Annotated in this window: 20 protein-coding genes and 1 pseudogene; 10 read left to right on the top strand and 11 right to left on the bottom strand. The window is 63.7% G+C overall.

Annotation, left to right across the window (positions count from 1 at the left end):
- The first annotated feature begins 3 nt into the window (after positions 1-3).
- Together CAG44_RS02160 and CAG44_RS02155 are read left to right on the top strand one after the other, a co-directional pair.
- Positions 4-777 carry a gamma-glutamyl-gamma-aminobutyrate hydrolase family protein gene (locus CAG44_RS02160; RefSeq protein ID WP_046613698.1) on the top strand — a complete coding sequence of 258 codons (774 nt, stop codon included), beginning with the start codon at positions 4-6 and terminating at the stop codon, positions 775-777.
- 113 nt (positions 778-890) lie between these two features.
- Positions 891-2,432, top strand: coding sequence for an APC family permease (locus CAG44_RS02155; protein ID WP_013974795.1), 1,542 nt, complete (start codon positions 891-893; stop codon positions 2,430-2,432).
- Positions 2,433-2,596: 164 nt separating this feature from the next.
- On the opposite strand, the gene gmk is transcribed toward CAG44_RS02155, so the two are convergent.
- Positions 2,597-3,217: a guanylate kinase gene (gmk, locus tag CAG44_RS02150; protein ID WP_085588808.1), complete on the bottom strand. Its 621-nt coding sequence runs from the start codon at positions 3,215-3,217 to the stop codon at positions 2,597-2,599.
- Positions 3,218-3,230: 13 nt separating this feature from the next.
- On the bottom strand, positions 3,231-4,094 hold the full coding sequence (locus CAG44_RS02145; RefSeq protein WP_025341114.1) for a YicC/YloC family endoribonuclease: 864 nt from the start codon (positions 4,092-4,094) through the stop codon (positions 3,231-3,233).
- A 228-nt stretch (positions 4,095-4,322) separates the two neighbouring features.
- Here CAG44_RS02145 and rph point away from each other — a divergent pair, with 228 nt between their 5' ends.
- Together rph and CAG44_RS02135 are read left to right on the top strand one after the other, a co-directional pair.
- The gene (rph, locus tag CAG44_RS02140; RefSeq protein ID WP_013974792.1) at positions 4,323-5,045 is read left to right on the top strand and encodes a ribonuclease PH; all 723 of its coding nucleotides are present in this window, start codon (positions 4,323-4,325) and stop codon (positions 5,043-5,045) included.
- Between the two features lie 23 nt (positions 5,046-5,068).
- Complete coding sequence (locus CAG44_RS02135; protein ID WP_003258195.1) at positions 5,069-5,437, top strand: DUF4870 domain-containing protein; 369 nt, start codon at positions 5,069-5,071, stop codon at positions 5,435-5,437.
- A gap of 130 nt (positions 5,438-5,567) precedes the next feature.
- Here the strand turns inward: CAG44_RS02135 and CAG44_RS02130 are convergent, their stop codons facing one another.
- On the bottom strand, positions 5,568-6,347 hold the full coding sequence (locus CAG44_RS02130) for an exodeoxyribonuclease III (protein ID WP_003253401.1): 780 nt from the start codon (positions 6,345-6,347) through the stop codon (positions 5,568-5,570).
- A gap of 80 nt (positions 6,348-6,427) precedes the next feature.
- Here CAG44_RS02130 and pyrE point away from each other — a divergent pair, with 80 nt between their 5' ends.
- Positions 6,428-7,069: an orotate phosphoribosyltransferase gene (gene pyrE / locus CAG44_RS02125; RefSeq protein ID WP_003253405.1), complete on the top strand. Its 642-nt coding sequence runs from the start codon at positions 6,428-6,430 to the stop codon at positions 7,067-7,069.
- 180 nt (positions 7,070-7,249) lie between these two features.
- On the opposite strand, the gene argB is transcribed toward pyrE, so the two are convergent.
- From argB to coaBC, 4 genes and pseudogenes are all read right to left on the bottom strand, one after another.
- A complete protein-coding gene (argB, locus tag CAG44_RS02120) occupies positions 7,250-8,155 on the bottom strand; it encodes an acetylglutamate kinase (RefSeq protein WP_003258198.1) in 906 nt (301 codons plus the stop codon).
- A 30-nt stretch (positions 8,156-8,185) separates the two neighbouring features.
- Positions 8,186-9,553, bottom strand: a pseudogene (locus CAG44_RS02115) (phosphomannomutase/phosphoglucomutase); the annotation flags it as partial.
- A 144-nt stretch (positions 9,554-9,697) separates the two neighbouring features.
- Complete coding sequence (gene dut / locus CAG44_RS02110) at positions 9,698-10,153, bottom strand: dUTP diphosphatase (protein WP_015272329.1); 456 nt, start codon at positions 10,151-10,153, stop codon at positions 9,698-9,700.
- 5 nt (positions 10,154-10,158) lie between these two features.
- Positions 10,159-11,370: a bifunctional phosphopantothenoylcysteine decarboxylase/phosphopantothenate--cysteine ligase CoaBC gene (coaBC, locus tag CAG44_RS02105; RefSeq protein ID WP_003253409.1), complete on the bottom strand. Its 1,212-nt coding sequence runs from the start codon at positions 11,368-11,370 to the stop codon at positions 10,159-10,161.
- 128 nt (positions 11,371-11,498) lie between these two features.
- Between coaBC and radC the strand changes: the two genes are divergently transcribed.
- Positions 11,499-12,179, top strand: a complete 681-nt coding sequence (gene radC / locus CAG44_RS02100) for a DNA repair protein RadC (protein ID WP_025341108.1) — start codon at positions 11,499-11,501, stop codon at positions 12,177-12,179.
- Positions 12,180-12,302: 123 nt separating this feature from the next.
- On the opposite strand, the gene CAG44_RS02095 is transcribed toward radC, so the two are convergent.
- Positions 12,303-13,910 carry an ABC transporter substrate-binding protein gene (locus CAG44_RS02095; RefSeq protein ID WP_085691509.1) on the bottom strand — a complete coding sequence of 536 codons (1,608 nt, stop codon included), beginning with the start codon at positions 13,908-13,910 and terminating at the stop codon, positions 12,303-12,305.
- A gap of 361 nt (positions 13,911-14,271) precedes the next feature.
- Between CAG44_RS02095 and rpmB the strand changes: the two genes are divergently transcribed.
- Positions 14,272-14,508, top strand: a complete 237-nt coding sequence (rpmB, locus tag CAG44_RS02090; protein ID WP_003258972.1) for a 50S ribosomal protein L28 — start codon at positions 14,272-14,274, stop codon at positions 14,506-14,508.
- Between the two features lie 10 nt (positions 14,509-14,518).
- Complete coding sequence (gene rpmG / locus CAG44_RS02085) at positions 14,519-14,674, top strand: 50S ribosomal protein L33 (protein WP_003253507.1); 156 nt, start codon at positions 14,519-14,521, stop codon at positions 14,672-14,674.
- 169 nt (positions 14,675-14,843) lie between these two features.
- On the opposite strand, the gene CAG44_RS02080 is transcribed toward rpmG, so the two are convergent.
- Positions 14,844-15,203 (bottom strand): cupin domain-containing protein, encoded by a 360-nt coding sequence (locus CAG44_RS02080; RefSeq protein WP_003258971.1) that lies wholly within the window; start codon positions 15,201-15,203, stop codon positions 14,844-14,846.
- A gap of 196 nt (positions 15,204-15,399) precedes the next feature.
- On the opposite strand from CAG44_RS02080, the gene CAG44_RS02075 reads away from it, so the two are divergent.
- Both CAG44_RS02075 and CAG44_RS02070 read left to right on the top strand, forming a co-directional pair.
- Positions 15,400-16,893 carry an aldehyde dehydrogenase gene (locus CAG44_RS02075; protein WP_013974786.1) on the top strand — a complete coding sequence of 498 codons (1,494 nt, stop codon included), beginning with the start codon at positions 15,400-15,402 and terminating at the stop codon, positions 16,891-16,893.
- A gap of 200 nt (positions 16,894-17,093) precedes the next feature.
- Positions 17,094-18,233 carry an MFS transporter gene (locus CAG44_RS02070; RefSeq protein WP_085691508.1) on the top strand — a complete coding sequence of 380 codons (1,140 nt, stop codon included), beginning with the start codon at positions 17,094-17,096 and terminating at the stop codon, positions 18,231-18,233.
- 117 nt (positions 18,234-18,350) lie between these two features.
- Here CAG44_RS02070 and CAG44_RS02065 read toward each other — a convergent pair whose 3' ends face one another.
- Together CAG44_RS02065 and CAG44_RS02060 are read right to left on the bottom strand one after the other, a co-directional pair.
- The gene (locus CAG44_RS02065; RefSeq protein WP_085691507.1) at positions 18,351-19,907 is read right to left on the bottom strand and encodes a phospholipase D family protein; all 1,557 of its coding nucleotides are present in this window, start codon (positions 19,905-19,907) and stop codon (positions 18,351-18,353) included.
- A gap of 60 nt (positions 19,908-19,967) precedes the next feature.
- Positions 19,968-21,398 carry a PLP-dependent aminotransferase family protein gene (locus CAG44_RS02060; protein ID WP_170929250.1) on the bottom strand — a complete coding sequence of 477 codons (1,431 nt, stop codon included), beginning with the start codon at positions 21,396-21,398 and terminating at the stop codon, positions 19,968-19,970.
- Positions 21,399-21,502 lie beyond the last annotated feature (104 nt).

The raw sequence follows: 21,502 nt of genomic DNA, 5'->3' as shown, positions 1-21,502 counted from the left end.
CCCATGAGCGCAAATGCGGTCCCCTTGATCGGTGTCAGCGCCTGCCGCCAGCAGGTGGGGAAGAACTCGTCGCATACGGTAGGCGACAAGTATGTCGAGGCGGCCGGCTTTGCCGGCTTGCCATTGATCTTGCCGGCCCGTGACGGGGGCAGCGACACGCAGGCGCTGCTGGCCCGTCTGCACGGCATTGTTTTTACCGGCTCACCTTCAAATATCGAACCGCATCATTACAATGGCGCCCCCAGCGCGGCGGGTACCCGGCACGATCTGGCACGCGATCGCCTGACCCTGCCGTTGTTGCAGGCGGCCATTGCCGCCGGTGTGCCGGTGTTCTGTATCTGCCGTGGCTACCAGGAATTGAACGTGGCCCTGGGCGGCAGCCTGCACCAGCGCGTGCAGGAACTGCCCGGCTACCTTGACCACCGTGAACCTGAGGACGCACCCCTGGAGGTGCAATACGGCCCTCGTCACCTTGTCGGCATCGAGCCTGGCGGGTTGTTCGAGCGCCTGGGCCTGGCGGCGCAGTTCGAGGTCAACTCGCTGCACAGCCAGGGGATTGACCGACTGGCCCCGGGCCTGCGCGTCGAGGCACGGGCCCCGGATGGCCTGATCGAAGCAGTGTCCATGCCTGCGGCGCCGGGTTTTGTGCTCGGCGTGCAGTGGCACCCGGAGTGGCGATTTACCGAAAACCCGGTCTCGCTGCGCCTGTTCCAGGCGTTTCGCGAGGCCTGCATTGCTTACGCTACACGGGAGGGCGCACGGCAGGAGGCATTCTGACGTCACCCGAAGGTCTCGGATGACTTGTTCCCGGCAGCAAGCTTTCAATGAGTGAAAGCGGGCCTTGTACGCAAGGCCTGTGAAAACAATTCCAAAATTTACGGCAAATACTCATGAGCAATTACACAGAAGCCGGCCGCCCACCCGACGTGGCGGCCGACGCGGGCAACACCCAGCGCAGCAAGGGCCTGGCCACCGGCCGGCTGGGCTTGCTGGCCAGCGTGGTGCTGGGCATTTCCACCATCGCCCCGGTCTACACCCTTACCGGTGCCCTTGGCCCGACCGTGCGTGAAGTGGGCGCGCACCTGCCGGCGGTGTTCATCGTCGGCTTCCTGCCGATGCTGCTGGTAGCCTTGGGCTACCGCGAACTGAACTCGGCGGAGCCGGACAGCGGTACTTCGTTTACCTGGTCGGCGCGTGCCTTCGGCCCGATGATCGGCTGGATCGGTGGCTGGGGCCTGGTGGTCGCCACCACCATCGTGTTGTCGAACCTGGCAGGGGTGGCGGTCGACTTCTTCTACCTGTTCCTTGGCCAGATCACCGGCAAGCATGAATTGGCGGCCTTGGCCGACAACCTGCTCATCAACATAACCACCTGTTGCGTTTTCATCGCCCTTGCGGTGTGGATCTGCTGCCGCGGAATGACCACCACCATGACCGTGCAATATGGCTTGGTGGCCCTGCAGTTGCTGGTGCTGATCGGCTTTGCCTTTGCCGCTTTCGGCGAAACCACTGCGCCGCCACCGCTGGAATTCGATTTCGCCTGGTTCAACCCGTTCGGCGTCGAATCGTTCTCGGCCTTTGCCGCCGGGCTGTCGCTGTCGATCTTTATCTTCTGGGGCTGGGACGTGTGCCTGACTGTCAGCGAGGAATCGGTCGGCAGTGACGAGGTGCCGGGCAAGGCGGCCACCTGGACCGTGCTGCTGATCCTCGGCCTGTACCTGTTCACCGCGATTGCCACCCTGCAGTTTGCCGGTATCAGCGAACAAGGCCTGGGCCTCAACAACCCGCGCATCCAGGAAAACGTCTTCGCCCACCTGGCCGGTCCGGTCATGGGGCCGCTGGCGATCCTGATGTCCATCGCCGTGCTGGCCAGTACCGCGGCGTCGCTGCAGTCGACCTTCGTGTCGCCGGCGCGCACCCTGTTGGCCATGGGTTACTACGGTGCGGTGCCGCAGAAGTTCGCCAGCGTCTGCCCTCGTTCGCAGACCCCGCGTTACGCCACTATCTGCGCCGGCGTGGCCGCGGGCCTGTTCTACGTGACCATGCGCACCCTGAGCGAGAACGTGTTGGCAGATACCATCACTGCACTGGGCATGATGATCTGCTTCTACTATTCGCTGACGGCCTTCGCCTGTGTCTGGTACTTCCGCCACAGCCTGTTCGACAGCCTGCGCCACTTCCTGATGCGCGGCCTGTGCCCGCTGGTGGGTGGGGTGATCTTGTCGGTTATCTTCGTGCGTACCGCCATCGACAGCGCCTCGCCGGACTTCGGCAGCGGCTCGCATGTGGGTGGGCTGGGGCTGGTGTTCGTGATCGCCGCGATCATCTCGGTGCTGGGGATAGTGCTGATGATGCTGTCGCGCCTGCGCGCGCCGGCGTACTTCCTGGGGGCTACCCTGCGTCAGCAGGCTACCTTGCCACTGCAGGAATAAATGATTGGGGCCGCTTTGCGGCCCTTCGCGGCGGTTCGGCGCCCCGACACGCCCGCTCCCACAGGTACAGCACAGGCCTCAAAGGCAGTGAGTAACCTGTGGGAGCGGGCGTGTCGGGGCGCCGAACCGCCGCGAAGGGCTGCAAAGCAGCCCCATGGGGTCTATCAGGAGAGCAGTTCTTTCAGCAGCCCGCTGTTGCGCTGTTGCTGCTTCTTCAGCACCAGGCGGTTCGAGCGGAACACTGCCTTCAAGTCTTCCAGCGCCACGTCGAAGTCATCGTTGATGATCACGTAGTCATACTCGTCGTAATGCACCATCTCGCTGACCGCTTCCTTCATGCGCCCGGCGATGATCTCTTCGCTGTCCTGCCCGCGGCCATCCAGGCGCTCGCGCAGGGCCTGCTGGCTCGGCGGCAGGATGAACACCGACAAAGCCTCGGGCATCAGCTTGCGTACCTGCTGGGCGCCTTGCCAGTCGATTTCCAGGATCAGGTCATTGCCCTGGTCGAGTACCTCTTGCAGCGCGCTGCGCGAAGTCCCGTAGAAATTGCCGAACACTTCGGCGTGCTCGAGGAAGTCACCCTTGGCGATCAGCCCCTTGAAGTCGTCATGGCTGACGAAGTGGTAGTTCACGCCGTGCTGCTCGCCCGGGCGCATGGCGCGGGTGGTGTGCGAGACCGAGACGCTTACGCGCTTGTCGGCCTTGATCAGGGCGGTGACCAGGCTGGTCTTGCCGGCGCCCGAAGGGGCCGAAACGATGTAGAGGGTGCCGCTGCTGTGGTTCATGGTCGGGGTGGCCTTACTCGATGTTCTGTACTTGTTCACGCATCTGTTCGATCAATACCTTCAGGTTGACCGCCGCTTGCGTGCTGCGTGGGTCGAAGGCCTTGGAGCCGAGGGTGTTGGCCTCGCGGTTGAGTTCCTGCATCAGGAAGTCCAGGCGCCGGCCGGCGGCGCCGCCACCCTTGAGCACTCGGCGCACTTCGGTGACGTGGGTGCTGAGGCGGTCGAGTTCCTCGGCCACGTCGCTCTTCTGGGCCAGCAGCACCATCTCCTGCTCCAGGCGCTGCGGGTCGAGTTCGGCCTGCATGTCGCCGAAGCGGTCGAGGATCTTCTGCCGCTGAGCTGCCAGCATCTGCGGCACCAGGGCGCGCAGGGTGGTGACTTCGCTGGCCATGTTGTCCAGGCGTTCGTTGATCAGCCGGGCCAGTTCCTGGCCTTCGCGCTGGCGCCCGGCCTTGAGCTCGGCCAGTGCTTCATCGAACAGCGCCATGGCTTCGGTATTCAGTGCCTGCGGGTCGCTGGCGTCGGCCACCAGCACGCCTGGCCACGACAGCACCTCCAGCGGGTTCAGTGGTGCCGGCTGCTTGATCAGGCCGGCCACTTCCTCGGCGGCGGCAACCAGCTGCGCGGCGCGCTCGCGGTCCACCTTCAGCGGTTTGCCGTTGCTGTCTTCGTTGAGGCGCAAGGTGCATTCCACCTTGCCCCGCGACAGGCCCTGGCGCAGGCCTTCGCGCACGGCGCCTTCGAGGTCGCGCAGGGCCTCGGGCAGGCGCAGGTGCGGCTCCAGGTAACGGTGGTTGACCGAACGCAGCTCCCAGACCAGGGTGCCTTGGCTGCCGGCGCGCTCGACACGAGCAAAAGCGGTCATGCTGTGCACCATGGGGAGTACCTCGCGTATATGAATGAACGGTGGGAGCCTCTCGGCTGCAAGGCGCAGGATTGTAGCGCAGTGGGGCCTTGGCGCCCAATCCACCCATGTTACCGACGGGTGGCCTGGCCGGCAGGAAAAGGCGACGGGCTGTGTCGGGCGCGACAATAGGCATGTCTTCCCCGGGCCGTGGGCTCTATAATGCTCGGCAGATTCAAAGTCCCAGTACAGGTATCCCAGATGAAACGTCCAAGTGGTCGCGCCGCCGATCAGCTCCGCTCGATCCGCATCACCCGCAACTACACCAAGCACGCCGAAGGGTCGGTACTGGTCGAGTTCGGTGACACCAAGGTCATCTGCACGGTCAGCGTGGAAAACGGTGTGCCGCGCTTCCTCAAAGGCCAGGGCCAAGGTTGGCTGACCGCCGAATACGGCATGCTGCCGCGTTCCACCGGCGAGCGTAACCAGCGCGAAGCCAGCCGTGGCAAGCAGGGTGGCCGCACCCTGGAAATCCAGCGCCTGATCGGCCGTTCGCTGCGCGCCGCGCTGGACATGAGCAAGCTCGGTGACATCACCTTGTACGTCGACTGCGACGTGATCCAGGCCGATGGTGGCACCCGTACCGCATCCATCACCGGTGCCATGGTCGCCCTGTGCGACGCCCTGGCGGTGATCAAGAAGCGCGGTGGCCTGAAGGCCGGCAACCCGCTCAAGCACATGATCGCCGCAGTGTCGGTGGGCATGTACCAGGGCGAAGCGGTGCTCGACCTGGACTACCTGGAAGACTCCGCCGCCGAAACCGACCTGAACGTGGTCATGACCAGCGCCGGTGGTTTCATCGAAGTGCAGGGTACTGCCGAAGGCGCGCCGTTCCAGCCTGAAGACTTCAACGCCATGCTCGCCCTGGCACAGAAGGGCATGAGCGAGATCTTCGAACTGCAGCAGGCGGCACTGGCCGACTGAACCCAGCCAGGGAGGTGCGGGGCATGAGCGAATCGAACCTGTCGATCACCCCGCCCAATGCCGAAATCCGGCAGTGGGCGATGTTCTGCCACCTCTCCGCGCTGCTGGGCCTGGTGGTGCCGCTCGGGCACTTGCTGGGCCCGCTGGTGCTGTGGCACCTCAAGCGCGAGCAAGACCCTTTCATCGACGCCCAGGGCAAAGAGGCGCTGAATTTTCAGATCAGCGTGACCATTGCCGGGTTCATCTGCTTCCTGCTGATGTTCGTGTTCATCGGGCTGGTGCTGTTCGCCATGCTGATGGTCGCGGTGATGATCCTGATCATCATTGCGGCTGTGCGGGCGAATGAGGGCAAGCCGTATCGCTACCCGATGATCTGGCGGCCGATCAAATAGCAGTTGGGGCCGCTCTGCGGCCCTTCGCGGGCGCGCCCGCTCCCACAAGTACAACACAAACCTCAAGGCAGTGATTAACCTGTGGGAGCGGGCGTGCCCGCGAAGGGCTGCAAAGCAGCCCCAATCGCATTCAAATGGTCAACGTCCAGTCATAGTCGACAATCAGCGGCGCATGCTGGGAGAAGCGCGGCTGACGCGGCAGGCGGGCGTTGCGCACGAAGCGGCGCAGGCCCGGGGTGAGGATCTGGTAGTCGAACCGGTAGCCCAGGTTGAGCATCTCGGCCTGCTCGTTGTCCGGCCACCAGCTGTACTGGTCGCCCTCACGGCTGACTTCGCGCAGGGCATCGACGTAACCCATCTCGCCGGTGATCGCGTCCATCCAGGCACGCTCCGGCGCCAGGAAGCCCGGCGACTGCTGGCTGTCACGCCAGTTCTTGATGTCGAGCTTCTGCTGCGCCACGTAGAACGAGCCGCAGTAGATGTATTCGCGACGCTTGCGACGCTGTTTGTCCAGGTACTTGGCGAAGTCGTCCATCAACTTGAACTTCTGGTTCAAGTCTTCGTCGCCGTTCATCCCCGAAGGCAGCAGCAGGCTGGCAATACTGACTTTGTCGAAATCTGCTTGCAGGTAACGCCCGTAGCGGTCGGCTGTCTCGAAGCCCAGGCCGGTGATGACTGCCTTGGGCTGCATGCGCGAATACAGGGCCACACCACCTTGGGCAGGCACCTCCGCGTCGCAGGCATAAAGGAAATAGCCATCGAGCTGGAAAGCTGGGTCATCGAGTTCAAAGGCCGAGGCGCGGGTATCCTGAAGGCAGATGACGTCGGCATTCTGGGCTTGCAGCCAGCTGAGCAAACCACGCTCGGCCGCAGCCTGAATGCCATTTACGTTCACACTGATGATCCGCATAAATGGCCCCAAAAATCTCGTGCGTGTATGATACCCGAGCTCAACCCATTTAGCTAAATCCGTGGTGTCCGGGACTATCCATGCAGCCGTATCAGCGCGACTTCATCCGTTTTGCCATCGATCGCGGGGTACTGCGTTTCGGTGAATTCACCCTGAAATCGGGGCGTACCAGCCCGTATTTCTTCAATGCCGGCCTGTTCAACACCGGTTCCGCCCTGGCCGAACTGGGCCGTTGCTATGCCGCAGCCATCGTCGACAGCAAGATCCCGTTCGATGTGCTGTTCGGCCCGGCCTACAAAGGTATCCCGCTGGCAGCGACTACCGCCGTGGCCCTTGCCGATCAGCATCAGCTCGACGTGCCATGGTGCTTCAACCGCAAGGAAGCCAAGGACCACGGTGAAGGTGGCAGCCTGGTCGGTGCACCGCTGGCCGGTGACGTGCTGATCATCGACGATGTGATCACCGCCGGTACCGCCATTCGTGAGGTCATGCAGATCATCAATGCCCAGCAGGCCAAGGCCGCTGGCGTGCTGATCGCGCTGAACCGCGAAGAGCGCGGCAATGGCGAGCTGTCGGCGATCCAGGAAGTGGAGCGTGACTTCGGTATCCCTGTGGTCAGCATCGTTTCGCTGACCCAGGTGCTGGAGTTCCTGGCCGATGACCCACAGCTGAAGCAGCATCTGCCGGCTGTCGAGGCTTACCGGGCGCAGTACGGGATCTGATCCGGGCCTGGGAATGAAAAAGGCGACCTTCTTGTGAAGGTCGCCTTTTTTGTTTCTGTCTGCACCGGCCTCATCGCCGGCAAGCCAGCTCCCACAAATACCCCACAGGTTTCGAATCTTGTGGGATCTCTGTGGGAGCTGGCTTGCCGGCGATAGGGCCAGTGCAGGCTAACCAACCAATCAGCGCTGCTTGCGGTTGGTGATCAGGGTACCCACGCCGCTGTCGGTGAAGATCTCCAGCAGCACCGCATTCGGCACGCGGCCATCGATGATGTGCGAGCTGTTGACGCCGCCCTGCACCGCATCCAGCGCGCACTTGATCTTCGGCAGCATGCCGCCGTAGATGGTGCCGTCGGCGATCAGCTCGTTGACCTGCTCGGTGGTCAGGCCGGTCAGTACCTCGCCCTGCTTGTCCATCAGGCCGGCGATGTTGGTCAGCAGCATCAGCTTCTCGGCCTTCAGCGCTTCGGCTACCTTGCCTGCCACCAGGTCGGCGTTGATGTTGTACGACTCACCGTTGGCACCCACGCCGATCGGCGCGATCACCGGGATGAAGTCGCCCTTCACCAGCATGTTCAGCAGGTCGGTGTTCACGCTTACCACTTCGCCCACGTGGCCGATGTCGATGATTTCCGGGGTGGTCATCTCGGGCGTCTGGCGGCTGACGGTCAGCTTGCGGGCGCGGATCAGCTCCGCGTCCTTGCCGGTCAGGCCGATGGCGCTGCCGCCGTGGCGGTTGATCAGGTTGACGATATCCTTGTTGACCTGGCCACCCAGCACCATCTCCACCACGTCCATGGTCGCCGAGTCGGTGACGCGCATGCCGTCGATGAAGTGGCTTTCGATCGACAGGCGCTTGAGCAGGTCGCCGATCTGCGGGCCACCACCGTGGACCACCACCGGGTTGATGCCCACAGCCTTCATCAGCACGATGTCACGGGCGAAGCCGGTCTTGAGCTCCTCGCTCTCCATCGCGTTGCCGCCGTACTTGATCACCAGGGTCTTGCCGACAAAGCGGCGGATGTAAGGCAGTGCTTCGGACAAAACCTCGGCTACATGGGAAGCGGCATCGCGATCGAGGGTCATGCAGGGCTCCTGTAAGGAACAGATAGTCGGTCAGAACGGCAGTTGCAGCTCAGGCTCAACCCGCAGCAACTGAGTACGGAAAACATCCTTGATACGTTGCAATTCGGCGTCGCTGTCGGCCTCGAAGCGCAGCACCAGCACCGGGGTGGTGTTGGAGGCGCGAACCAGGCCCCAGCCGTGGGCGTAATCCACCCGCACACCGTCGATGGTGGTCAGGTTGGCTTCGCCCCAGTCGGCGTCGCGTTGCAGTGCATCAATGATGCTGAATTTACCCTCGTCGGTCACATCAATATTGATTTCCGGCGTGGAAATATCGTTCGGGAACGCGGCGAACAGGTTTTCGGCGCTCTGCCCGGCCTTGCTGAGGATCTCCAGCAGGCGTGCAGCGCTGTAGATGCCGTCGTCGAAACCGTACCAGCGTTCCTTGATGAAGATGTGACCGCTCATCTCGCCGGCCAGCAGCGAGCCGGTCTGCTTCATCTTCTTCTTGATCAGCGAGTGACCGGTCTTCCACATCAGAGCGCGGCCGCCGTGCTGCTCGATCAGCGGGGTAAGGCGACGGGTGCATTTGACGTCGAAGATGATCTCGGCGCCCGGGTTGCGCGATAGCACGTCCTGGGCAAACAGCATCAGCAGGCGGTCTGGGTAGACGATGCTGCCGGTGTTGGTCACCACGCCGACGCGGTCGCCGTCACCGTCGAAGGCCAGGCCGATGTCGGCGCCGGTTTCCTTGACCTTGGCGATCAGGTCTTCGAGGTTTTCCGGCTTGCCCGGGTCCGGGTGGTGGTTGGGGAAGTTGCCGTCGACCTCGCAGAACAGCGGGATCACTTCGCAGCCAAGGGCTTCGATCAGTTGCGGCGCGACCACGCCGGCGGCACCGTTGCCGCAGTCCACTACCACCTTGAGCTTCCTGGCCAGCTTCACGTCTTCGACGATCTGCTGGAAGTAGCGGTCAAGGATCTCGACCTTTTCCACGCGGCCTTCGGCGCGGGTCAGGTCGTTGGTTTTCAGGCGCGTCAGCAGGGCCTGGATCTGTTCGTTGGCCAGGGTATCGCCGGCGATGACGATCTTGAAGCCGTTGTAGTCCGACGGGTTGTGGCTGCCGGTCAGCATCACACCGGACTTGCCGGCCAGCACGTTGGCTGCGTAGTACAGCGCCGGGGTGGGCACCAGGCCGACGTCGCTGACCTGGCAGCCGGCATCGACCAGGCCCTTGATCAGCTGTTCGACCAGCATCGGGCCGGACAGGCGGCCATCGCGGCCGACCGAAACCTTCGGTTCGCCCTGGGCCAGGCTCTGCGCGCCGATGGCGCGGCCGATCCAGTAGGCGGTTTCGGCGTGAAGGGTTTTGCCGACCACGCCGCGAATGTCATACGCGCGGAAAATGCTGTCTGGCAGTGCGGCGGGTACCAGGTGGGCCATGTCGTTCATCTCTGGAAGCTCCATTAGTCAAAGGCTTTCTGGGCAGGCGCAAACTGAACGCTTGGACGGTGGTTTCGCCAGAGAGTTCGCCATCCTTGGCCTGAACGGTCATTTCTCGGCTCAGTGGCTGCCGGAATGGCCGAAGCCGCCAGCACCGCGCTGGCTTTCATCGAACGCTTCGACGATGTCGAAATGGGCCTGTACCACCGGTACCAGCACCAGCTGGGCAATGCGCTCGCCAACGGCGATGGTGAACGGGGTGTTGCCGCGGTTCCAGCACGACACCATCAACTCGCCCTGGTAGTCCGAGTCGATCAGCCCGACCAGGTTGCCCAGCACGATGCCGTGCTTATGGCCCAGGCCCGAGCGCGGCAGGATCACCGCCGCCAGGCCCGGGTCGCCGATGTAGATCGACAGGCCGGTGGGGATCAGCAGGGTCTGGCCTGGCTCGAGGACGGTGTCTTCCTTGAGCAGGGCGCGCAGGTCCAGGCCGGCGGAGCCGGGGGTGGCGTACTGCGGCAGGGGGAATTCGGTGCCCAGGCGTGGGTCGAGGATCTTGGCTTGAAGAGCGTGCATGTAACTTATTGAACCTGATTGAGCCGTTCGGCGATGAAGGCGACCAGTTGCCGGGCAATCTTGCCCTTGCTGGTCTGCGCGAAGAGGGTCTGGTGCTGCTGGCGGTCGATCACGGTCAAGGCGTTTTCCTCGCTGTTGAAGCCGATGCTGGGGTTGGCCACATCATTGGCGACGATCAGGTCGAGGTTCTTGTCCTTGAGCTTGCGCGTGGCGTAATCGAGCAAGTGTTCGGTCTCGGCGGCGAAACCGACGCTGAACGGGCGGTCGGCGCGGCCAGCGATGGTGGCAAGGATATCGGGATTGCGCACCATCTGCAGCAGCATGCCGTCGCCGGTCGTAGGATCTTTCTTCAATTTTTGCGTGGCAACGACTTCCGGGCGGTAGTCCGCAACCGCCGCAGAGGCGATGAACAGGTCGCACGGCATGGCCGCTTCACAGGCCGCGAGCATGTCCCGCGCGCTGACCACGTCGATACGGCTGACCCGGTCGGGGGTTGGCAGGTGCACCGGGCCAGTGACGAGGGTCACCCGAGCCCCGGCTTCGGCGGCCGCTTCAGCCAGGGCGAAGCCCATCTTGCCGGAGCTATGATTGGTGATGTAGCGCACCGGGTCGATGTTTTCCTGGGTCGGGCCGGCGGTGATCAGCACGTGCTTGCCGGTCAGTGCCTGGCGCTTGAAGCTTTCCGCGGCACACCAGGCCAGGTCGGTGGCTTCGAGCATGCGGCCCAGGCCGACATCGCCACAGGCTTGGCTGCCGGACGCCGGGCCGAACACCTGGATGCCACGGCTCTTGAGCAGTTCGAGGTTGGCCTGGGTGGCCGGGTCGCGCCACATGGCCTGGTTCATGGCCGGGGCCACGGCAACGGTGGCATCGGTAGCCAGCACCAGGGTGGTCAGCAGGTCGTCGGCCATGCCTTGGGCCATGCGCGCCATGAGGTCGGCGGTGGCCGGGGCGATCAGCACCAGGTCGGCCCATTTGGCCAGTTCGATGTGGCCCATGGCCGCTTCGGCGGCAGGGTCGAGCAGGTCCATGTGCACCGGGTGGCCCGACAGCGCCTGCAGGGTCAGCGGGGTGATGAACTCTGCACCACCACGGGTCATGACGACGCGCACCTGCGCGCCGTGCTCCAGGAGTCGGCGAATCAGTTCGGCGCTTTTGTAGGCGGCAATGCCGCCACCCACGCCGAGAACGATGCGCTTGCGATACAGCCGCTGCATAGGCTTGCCTTTTTCCAGTGAGAGCGGGCGGCGACGTTTGAAAATGCCTGCGGCAGAACGTCGCATGTACGAGGCGAAATAGATTAACACAGGGCCGAAATGGGCCGCAGCAAGGGCAGAGGGACGGGATGAATATCAGGGAGTGGCCGGCTGAAGAGCGGCCGAGGGAGAAGTTGCTGCAGCGTGGGGCCGGAAGCCTGACGGACGCGGAATTGCTGGCTGTATTTCTCGGCTCAGGTGTGCGTGGGCGCAATGTCGTGGAGCTGGCGCGAGGTCTGCTCGTGAAGTTCGGGGGGTTGCGCCAGTTGCTGGAGGCCGACCGTGAGGCTTTCGTCGGCGAGCTTGGGTTGGGCCCGGTGAGGTTCAGCCAGCTGCAGGCGCTGCTGGAGATCGGGCGCAGGCACCTTGCAACTTCGATTGAGCGTGAATCCGCGATGGACAGCCCGGCAACGGTGAGGCGCTATTTGAAAGCGATGCTGCGACATGAAGTCAGCGAGGTGTTCGGATGCCTCTTTCTCGATACCAAGCACAGGCCGTTGGCGTTTGAGATCCTCTTCCGAGGCACGATAGATCGGGCCAGCGTCTACCCGCGGGAAGTGGTGCGGCGGGCATTGCTGCATAACGCAGCGGCCTTGATCCTGTGCCACAACCACCCCTCGGGTAACAGTGAGCCCAGCCAGGACGATGTGCACTTGACCCTGTCGTTGAAGCGGGGGCTGGCGTTGATCGATGTGCGGGTGCTGGATCACATCATCATCGGTGACGGGGAGCCGCTGTCGATGGTCGAGCATGGGTGGATTGTGGCTTAGGTAATTGTGCTGCCTGTCCCGGCCTCTTCGCGGGCTCGCCCGCTCCCACAGGTATCGCGCCAACCTTGAGTGTTGTGCTGTCCCTGTGGGAGCGGGCAAGCCCGCGAAGAGGCCGGTGCAGGCTTACTTGTTCACAGACACCTTGCTGAAATCCAACCGCCCGAACGGGCTCACCTGGTACCCCTCGACCCCTTGGCGCAGCAAGGTCGCCGCTGTCGGGTGCGCCAGCGGCACCCACAGCGCCTGCTGCTGGATCAGCGTCTGTGCCTGCTGGTAAAGCCGGCTGCGCACGCTCTGGTCGTTGGTGGTGCGTCCGGCGCTGATCAGCTGGTCCAGGCGGCTGTCGCAGAAGCGTGCGAAGTTGGTCCCCGACTGCACCGCCGCGCAGGAAAACTGCGGGCTGAGGAAGTTGTCCGGGTCGCCGTTGTCACCCGCCCAACCCATGAACAGCAGGTCATGCTCGCCCGCCTTGGCGCGGCGGATCAGCTCGCCCCACTCGATCACGCGGATCTCGGCCTTGATGCCAATCTTGGCCAGGTCGGCCTGCAGCATCTGCGCACCGAGGCTGGGGTTGGGGTTGAGCAGGCTGCCCGACGGGCGTGTCCAGATCGTGGTGCTGAAGCCCTCGGCCAGGCCGGCCTTGGTCAGCAGGGCCTTGGCTTTCTTAAGGTCCAGCGGGTAGCCGGGCAGGTCCTTGGCGTAGCTCCAGGTGTTGGGCGGGTAGGGGCCGTTGGCGGCCACCGCGGAGTCTTCGAACACGGCCTTGAGGTAGGCCTGCTTGTCGAAGGCCAGGTTGATGGCCTGGCGCACTTCCGGCTTGTCCAGCGGTGGGTGCTGGCTGTTGATGGCGACGAAGGCGGTCATGAACGCCGGGGTGGTGGCCACCTTGAGGTTGCCGTCCTTGCCGGCTTCGGCGATGTCCAGCGGCTTGGGCGACAACGCGACCTGGCACTCGCCGCGCTTGAGCTTCTGCAGGCGCACGTTGGCATCGGTGGTGATGGCGAAGATCAGCGGGTCGACCGCCGGCTTGCCGGCGAAGTAGTCGGGGTTGGCGCGATAGCGCACCACGGCGTCCTTCTGGAAGCGCTGGAAGATGAACGGCCCGGTGCCGACCGGCTGACTGTTGAGCTTCTCCGGCGTGCCGGCCTTGAGCAGTTTGTCGGCGTACTCGGCGGAGTAGATCGAGGCGAAGCCCATGCTCAGGGTGGCCAGGAAGGTGGCGTCCGGGTGGCTGAGGGTGAAGCGCACGGTGTTCGGTGCCGGCGCCTCGATTGCCTTGATCAGGCTGCCCAGTTGCAGCGACTGGGCATGCGGGTAGCCGCCTGGCGCAGTCTTGTGCCAGGCATGGGCGGGGTAGAGCATGCGCTGGAAGCTGAACAGCACATCGTCGGCGTTCAGTGCGCGGCTTGGCTTGAAGTAGGCGGTGGTGTGGAATTTCACGTCATCGCGCAAGGTGAAGTCGTAGATCAGGCCGTCGGCCGATACCGTCCAACTGGTCGCCAGGCTCGGCACCACCTTGCCTTGCGCCGCGTCGAACTCCACCAGGCGGTTCATCAGCACATCGGCCGTGGCGTTGGTGGTGGTCAGCGAGTTGTACTGCACCACGTCGAAGCCTTCGGGGCTGGCCTCGCTGCAGACGCTCAGCGGGGCGGCCTGGGCAACGCCGGCGGCGAACAGGGCGCCGGCGGCGAACAAGGAGTTGAACAATAAGGAAAGGGCGGCAGCACGCATAGTGGCTCCTTGGCTGTCAGTGGCCCATCTGCCAGTGCAGTCTGGAAAAGGCCTACCCTAGTGTGCCCGTCGGAAAATGACCACACCCTTTTTTACAAAATTGGCGACGGGCGGTCGACGGCTGGCGGGGCCTGCCGCTATGCTGGCCCGGCGCGTTCCGGCTCGTGACAATGTGCATCTAATGTTGTTGCGGCCAAGTCTTTCTGGTATAAAGCAGCGCTCTTTTCTAGGGGCTCGGCCTGTCGCATAAGCGGATCCGGTCGATAAGACCTCCAGAATCACGGCGCCTAGGCGCCAAAGACTGAGAGATTAAGCGGCCAACCCATGCCGGGTTGGGCATGTGGTTTTAGAGGGCTGAGTCATGTCGAGAGTCTGTCAAGTTACTGGTAAGGGTCCAGTAACCGGGAACAACATTTCCCACGCAAACAACAAAACCCGTCGTCGTTTCCTGCCGAACCTGCAGCACCACCGTTTCTGGGTTGAATCCGAGAAGCGTTTCGTGCGTCTGCGCGTATCTGCCAAAGGCATGCGCGTTATTGACAAGCGTGGTATCGACGTAGTGCTGGCCGAGCTGCGCGCTCGCGGCGAAAAGTTCTAAGGAGAACGTCATGCGTGAATTGATCCGTCTGGTTTCGAGTGCTGGCACTGGCCACTTCTACACCACCGACAAGAACAAGCGCACCACTCCGGACAAAATCGAGATCAAGAAATACGATCCGGTTGTTCGCAAGCACGTGGTGTACAAGGAAGCCAAGATCAAGTAATTGATCGGCGACCTGAAAAAACCCGCATCCGAAAGGAGGCGGGTTTTTTTATGCCTGTGCTGGCCTCTTCGCGGGTAAACCCGCTCCCACAGGTACATCACAAGCCTTTAGGGCGGTGAAATCCTTGTGGGAGCGGGTTCACCCGCGAAGAGGCCGGCACAGCCTCAAATCATTTCTGCTCGAACATCACATAGATCTTGCGGCAAGGCTCCAGCACCTCCCAGGTGCCCTTGAATCCGGCCGGGATGACAAACCGATCACCGGCACGCAGGGTCTTGGCTCCGCCATCCTGGTCACGCAGCACCGAAACGCCCTGGACGATCTCGCAGTACTCATGCTCGGTGTAGTTCACCGTCCACTGCCCCACCTCGCCTTCCCACACGCCCGCGGCAAACTGCCCGCAGGGGCTGGAATAATGGTTGTAGACAGCCTGGTCGGGCTCGCCCTTGAGGATTTTTTCCGCCGCCGGGCGGTAGCGTTCGGCCTCGGTAATGACCTGCGCGAAGTCGATGATGCTGTCGATGCTCATGGTTCGGCTCCTGTTGTTGTTTAATAAAATGCACATGAGTAGGCTTTTGAGCCATTCGTGTCAAATATATTGATAGTTTACACGGGCTGGTTTAGGGTGTCGGTAGCTAAAATGCCCTCGACGCTTGGGCAGAATTCTGACAACGCCTGTGAGTCCTCAGTGCGGCGTTGCACCTATACAAGAGGAGGAGTTTCGTATGACCACCCTGACTCGTGCGGACTGGGAACAACGTGCCCAGCAACTGAAGATCGAAGGCCGTGCCTTCATCAACGGCGAATACACCGATGCCGCATCCGGTGAAACCTTCGAGTGCCTGAGCCCGGTCGACGGACGCTTCCTGGCCAAGGTTGCCAGCTGCGACCTGGCCGATGCCAACCGCGCTGTGGAAAACGCCCGTGCCACCTTCAACTCCGGCGTGTGGTCGCAGCTGGCCCCGGCCAAGCGCAAGGCCAAGCTGATCCGCTTCGCCGACCTGCTGCGCAAGAACGTCGAAGAGCTGGCGCTGCTGGAAACCCTGGACATGGGCAAGCCGATCGGCGACTCCTCCAGCATCGACGTACCTGGCGCGGCCAATGCCATTCACTGGACTGCCGAAGCCATCGACAAGGTCTACGACGAAGTCGCCCCGACCCCGCATGACCAGCTCGGCCTGGTCACCCGCGAAGCGGTGGGTGTGGTCGGTGCCATCGTACCGTGGAACTTCCCGCTGCTGATGGCCTGCTGGAAGCTCGGCCCGGCCCTGGCCACCGGTAACTCGGTAGTGCTCAAGCCGTCCGAAAAATCGCCGTTGACGGCCATTCGCATCGCCCAGCTGGCCATCGAAGCCGGTATCCCGGCTGGCGTGCTGAACGTGCTGCCAGGCTACGGCCACACCGTGGGCAAGGCCCTGGCCCTGCACATGGACGTCGACACCCTGGTATTCACCGGTTCGACCAAGATCGCCAAGCAGCTGATGGTTTACGCGGGCGAATCGAACATGAAGCGCATCTGGCTGGAAGCCGGCGGCAAGAGCCCGAACATTGTCTTCGCTGACGCTCCGGACCTGCAAGCTGCCGCCGAAGCTGCCGCCAGCGCCATCGCCTTCAACCAGGGCGAAGTGTGCACCGCCGGCTCGCGCCTGCTGGTCGAGCGTTCGATCAAGGACAAGTTCCTGCCGATGGTGGTCGAGGCCCTGAAAGGCTGGAAGCCAGGCAACCCGCTGGACCCACAGACCACTGTCGGTGCTCTGGTCGACACCCAGCAGATGAACACCGTGCTGTCGTACATCGAGGCTGGCCACAAGGACGGCGCCAAGCTGCTGGCCGGCGGCAAGCGCACCCTGGAAGAAACCGGTGGCACCTATGTCGAGCCGACCATCTTCGACGGCGTGACCAACGCCATGAAGATCGCCCAGGAAGAAATCTTCGGCCCGGTGCTGTCGGTGATTGCCTTCGATACCGCCGAAGAAGCCGTCGCCATTGCCAACGACACGCCGTATGGCCTGGCCGCTGGCATCTGGACCTCGGACATCTCCAAGGCCCACAAGACCGCCCGTGCCGTGCGCGCTGGCAGCGTCTGGGTCAACCAGTACGACGGCGGCGACATGACCGCGCCGTTCGGTGGCTTCAAGCAGTCGGGCAACGGCCGTGACAAGTCGCTGCATGCGCTGGAGAAGTACACCGAGCTGAAGGCGACCTGGATCAAGTTGTAATCGTAAGGGGCCGCTTTGCGGCCCAATCGCCGGCAAGCCAGCTCCCACAAGTTATTCGCAGCCCTTGAGGCCAGTGCTGTACCTGTGGGAGCTGGCTTGCCGGCGATGGGCTGCACAGCAGCCCAACAATAGCCGGGTCGGCTCACGCTGCCCCGGCTTCGTCGTTTTTGCTGTTCAAGAATTCTGCCTGGGAGGCTGTAATGCGTTGGGGTACCTACTTCGCCGTACTGGCATCGGTGCTCAGTGTCGGGCTGGCACTCGGCGTGAGCATGCCGCTGGTATCCCTGCGCCTGGAGGCCTGGGGCTACGGCAGCTTCGCCATCGGCGTGATGGCTGCAATGCCGGCGCTGGGCGTGCTGGTAGGTGCCAGCATGGCCAGCCGCCTGGCCGGCTGGGTCGGCGTGCCCTCGGCCATGCGCCTGTGCCTGTGGGGCGGGGCGCTGTCGATCGGCCTGGTCGCACTGCTGCCCAGCTACCCGCTGTGGCTGCTGTTGCGGCTGCTGATCGGTATGTCACTGACCGTGGTGTTCATCCTCGGCGAAAGCTGGATCAACCAGCTGGTGGTCGAGCAATGGCGTGGCCGCCTGGTGGCGCTGTATGGCAGCAGCTATGCGCTCAGCCAGCTGGCCGGGCCACTCGTGCTGGGCTTTCTCGGCTCGGATGACGACTTCGGCTTCTGGGCCGCTACCGGCCTGCTGCTGGTGGCGCCGCTGATTCTCCTGGGCCGTGGCGGGGCACCCAGCACAGAGGCCTGCAGCGTCACCTTCGGCGACCTGTTCGCCTTCTGCCGGCGCTTGCCGGTGATCGCCTGGGCCATTGCCCTGTTTGCCTCGTTCGAAGCAATGATCCTGACCTTGTTGCCGGTGTATTGCCTGCAACAGGGCTTCAGCACCGAAATCGCCCTGTTCATGGTCAGTACCGTGGTGGTGGGCGATGCGGTGCTGCAACTGCCCATCGGTGCGCTGGCCGACCATATGTCGCGGCGCGCTCTGTTCACTGGCTGTGCGGTGACCCTGCTGGTATCCAGCCTGGCGATTCCGTTGCTGCTGCATACACCGGCGATCTGGCCGCTGTGGGTGCTGTTCGGGGCCAGTGCGGGGGGCTTGTTCACCTTGTCGCTGGTGCTGATTGGTGAGCGCTACCGGGATGATGCGCTGGTGCGGGCCAACGCCCATGTGGCGCAGCTGTGGGGTATTGGCTGCCTGCTCGGGCCGCTGCTGGCCGGGGCAGGCAGCCAGTGGATCAGCGGGCATGCGTTGCCGTTGCTGATGGCGGCGGGGGCCGCGGGGTTGGTGGTGTTGACCCGGCGGCGCGGGGCCTTCGAGCCTGCCTCTGCCTGATGGTTTTTTGGGCCGCTTTGCGCCCCATCGCCGGCAAGCCAGCTCCCACAGGTTCTCCATAGGCCTTGAATGCTGCAGTCCCTGTGGGAGCTGGCTTGCCGGCGATGAGGCCATCAGCTACAGCATCTTCTCCAAGCCTACCGCCTTGCTGATCCAGGCATTGAACCGCCGCCACATCCCGCCCGGTTCGGATGTGAGCATGCGCCGCCTGCCATTTTCCTCGGTCACCCACACCATCTGGTTACCCACCAGCGTCGGCTGATAGCTCAAGGCCGGGGCCATGCCCTGTACCGCCAGCGCGCGGGTGTACTCGGCCAGCTCCGGGCTGTCCACCAGCACCCCGACCTCGGTATTCCACAACACCGAACGCGGGTCGAAGTTGAACGAGCCGATGAAGGTCTTGCGCCGGTCGAACACGATCGCCTTGCTGTGCAGGCTCGAGTCCGAACTGCCATGGAAGCTCAAGCTGTGCCGCGCGCTGGGGTCGCCGGGTTGGCGGCGCAGCTCGTACAGCTGCACGCCATGCTCCAGCAGCGCCCGCCGATACGGCGCATAGCCGCCATGCACCGCCGGCACGTCGGTAGCCTCCAGCGAGTTGGTCAGCAGCTTGATCGAGATACCCGCATCGGCGCTGTGGGTCAGGTACAGCAGGCCGGACTCGCCGGGTACGAAGTACGCCGATACCAGGATCAGCTCGTGTTGCACCTTGCTCAAGTCCGGGGCCAGTTGCTGGGTCAGCAGCAGTTGCGGGTCCGGTTCGTCATCGGCCAGCACCTTGCTCGGCGCATCCCACAGCGCCTGGGCATGGGCCCAGATAAGCTCGTTGCGCCACACATCCAGGCGTGGCTGCGACTGGTAGGCCATCAAGCGGTCATACAGGGCTTTGCGCTGGGTCCTGGCTTCGGCGAGTGAAATTTCCAGGCGGTGGCGGCTGGCGCGCAGGTCGCTGGCATCCGGGTCGCGCCAGAGAAAGTCGGTAATCGGCCGGCTCAGGGCGCTGTTCCAGTACTGGTCGAAACTATGGCCGAGCTGTTCGGCCACCGGGCCGACGCCCAGCAAGTCGATGTCGGTGAAGTTGAGGTTGGGTTCGGCATCGAAATATTCATCGCCCAGGTTGCGCCCGCCGACGATGGCCATGCTGTTGTCCACCAGGAACAGCTTGTTGTGCATGCGCCGGTGCTGGCGCGACAGGTTGAACAGGCGGCCCACCGCGCGTGTCGCGCCGGTGCTGCGGCCCAGGTGCAGCGGGTTGAACACGCGGATCTGGATGTTCGGATGGGCATCGAGGGTACCCATGATGACGTCCAGGCCGTCGCTGGTGGTGTCGTCGAGCAGGATGCGCACGCGCACGCCACGGTCGGCGGCGCGAAGCAGTTCATGCACCAGGGCGCGGGTGCTGAGGCCATCGTGGACGATGTAGTACTGCAGGTCGATGCTCGCCTGGGCGTTGCGGATCAGTTCGGCACGGGCGCGGAACGCCTCGTTGCTGTTGGGCAGCAGGCGAAAGCCCGAGCGGCCGCCGTAGGGGGCGGCCTGGCGCAGTACCGAGCGGCCGAAGGCCGAGTCGTTGGCAGGTAGCGCCTGGCTGGTTTCGCGGGGCGTGCCGACGCTGGCGCAGCCGGCAAGGCCGAGCAGTAGCACCAACAGCAGAGGCAGGGCTCGCTGGAGTCTCAAGGGTGGATCGTCCTGTGCAGCAAAGGCTTGATAGGTTGGACCGTGGCGGGCGGCGCAAAGTTACGCGCCGGCGCTTTCTTCATCCAGTAGACGAAGGGCGGTTTCACCAACCTTGCGCACGGCGGCTTCGATCTGCGGCGTCGGCCGCGCGGCGAAGTTCATGCGCAGGCAGTGGCGGAACTTGCCCGAGGCCGAGAAGATGCTGCCCACGGCAACCTGTACGTCCTGCTCCAGTAAAGCCCGGTTCAGGCGCAGCGTATCGAAATGTTCGGGTAATTCCACCCACAACATGAAGCCACCTTGCGGCCGGCTGACCCGGGTGCCCGCCGGGAAGTAGCGGGTTACCCAGTCGCTCATCAGGTCGCGGCCACGCTGGTACTGGCTGCGCATGCGCCGCACGTGGGGTTGGTAGTGCCCGCCGGCGATGAAGTCGGCAATGGCCAACTGCGGCTGGCTGGCCGTGCTGCCGGTGCTGATGTACTTCATGTGCAGCACCCGCTCCAGGTAACGACCGGGCGCCACCCAGCCTATCCGCAGGCCGGGGGCGAGGGTCTTGGAGAACGAACTGCAAAGCAGCACGCGGCCGTCGTCGTCAAACGACTTGAGGGTGCGTGGGCGCGGGTAGGTGTAGGCCAGGTCGCCGTACACATCATCTTCGAGGATCGCCACATCGTAGCGCTGGGCCAGGCTCAGCAGGGCCTTCTTGCGGGCCTCGGGCATGATGTAGCCGAGCGGGTTGTTGCAGCTGGGGGTGATCTGGATGAGCTTGATCGGCCACTGCTCCAGGGCCAGTTCCAGCGCTTCCAGACTGATACCGGTGACCGGGTCGGTGGGGATTTCCAGGGCTTTCATGCCCAGGCCCTTGAGGGTTTGCATGGCGCCGTGGAAGCTGGGGGAGTCGACCGCGACGATATCGCCCGGCTCGCACACTGCGCGAATGCTGCATGACAGCGCCTCATGGCAGCCGGTGGTTATCACCAGGTCGCCCGGGCCCAGGCGGCAGCCGGAGTCGAGCGTCAGCCGGGCCACCTGTTCGCGCAGGGCCAGGTTGCCGTGGATGTTGTCGTAGTACAGGCCGGGCATATCCTGCCGCCGGCTCAGCTGGGCGAGGCTGCGCAGCAGTGGCTTGAGGGTGGGGCTGTCGATGTCGGGCATGCCGCGGCCGAGCTGGATCACGCCCTGGCGTGGGGTGCTGCGCACCAGTTCCAGCACCTGCTCCCATTGCGAGATGTCTACCGGGCGCTGGGCCGGGCGGCTGACGGCGGGCAGGGCTGGCAGGTGGCGGTGGTCGTTGACGAAGTAGCCGGACTTGGGCCGGGGCGAGACCATGCCGCTGTCTTCCAGCATGCGGTAGGCCTGCTGCACGGTGCTCAGGCTGACCCCGTGCTCCACACTCAGGGCGCGCACTGACGGCAGGCGCTGGCCGGGGCGGTAGAGGCCCTGTTCAATGCGCGCACCGAGCAGCTCGGCGAGGTTCAGGTAAAGGGTCACGGCATACTCCTTCGCTGCAATAGCGTGGCGACCGGTACAGTTGCGCTGAAAATACAGCATTCAGTCGGCCTGCGGCCAATTCTGTATGGGAATAATAGGGCTGT

The organism is Pseudomonas sp. B13(2017) (assembly GCF_002113245.1).
In the GTDB taxonomy this organism is placed as follows: domain Bacteria; phylum Pseudomonadota; class Gammaproteobacteria; order Pseudomonadales; family Pseudomonadaceae; genus Aquipseudomonas; species Aquipseudomonas putida_Z.
This window is presented reverse-complemented; position numbering and strand designations above follow the sequence as displayed.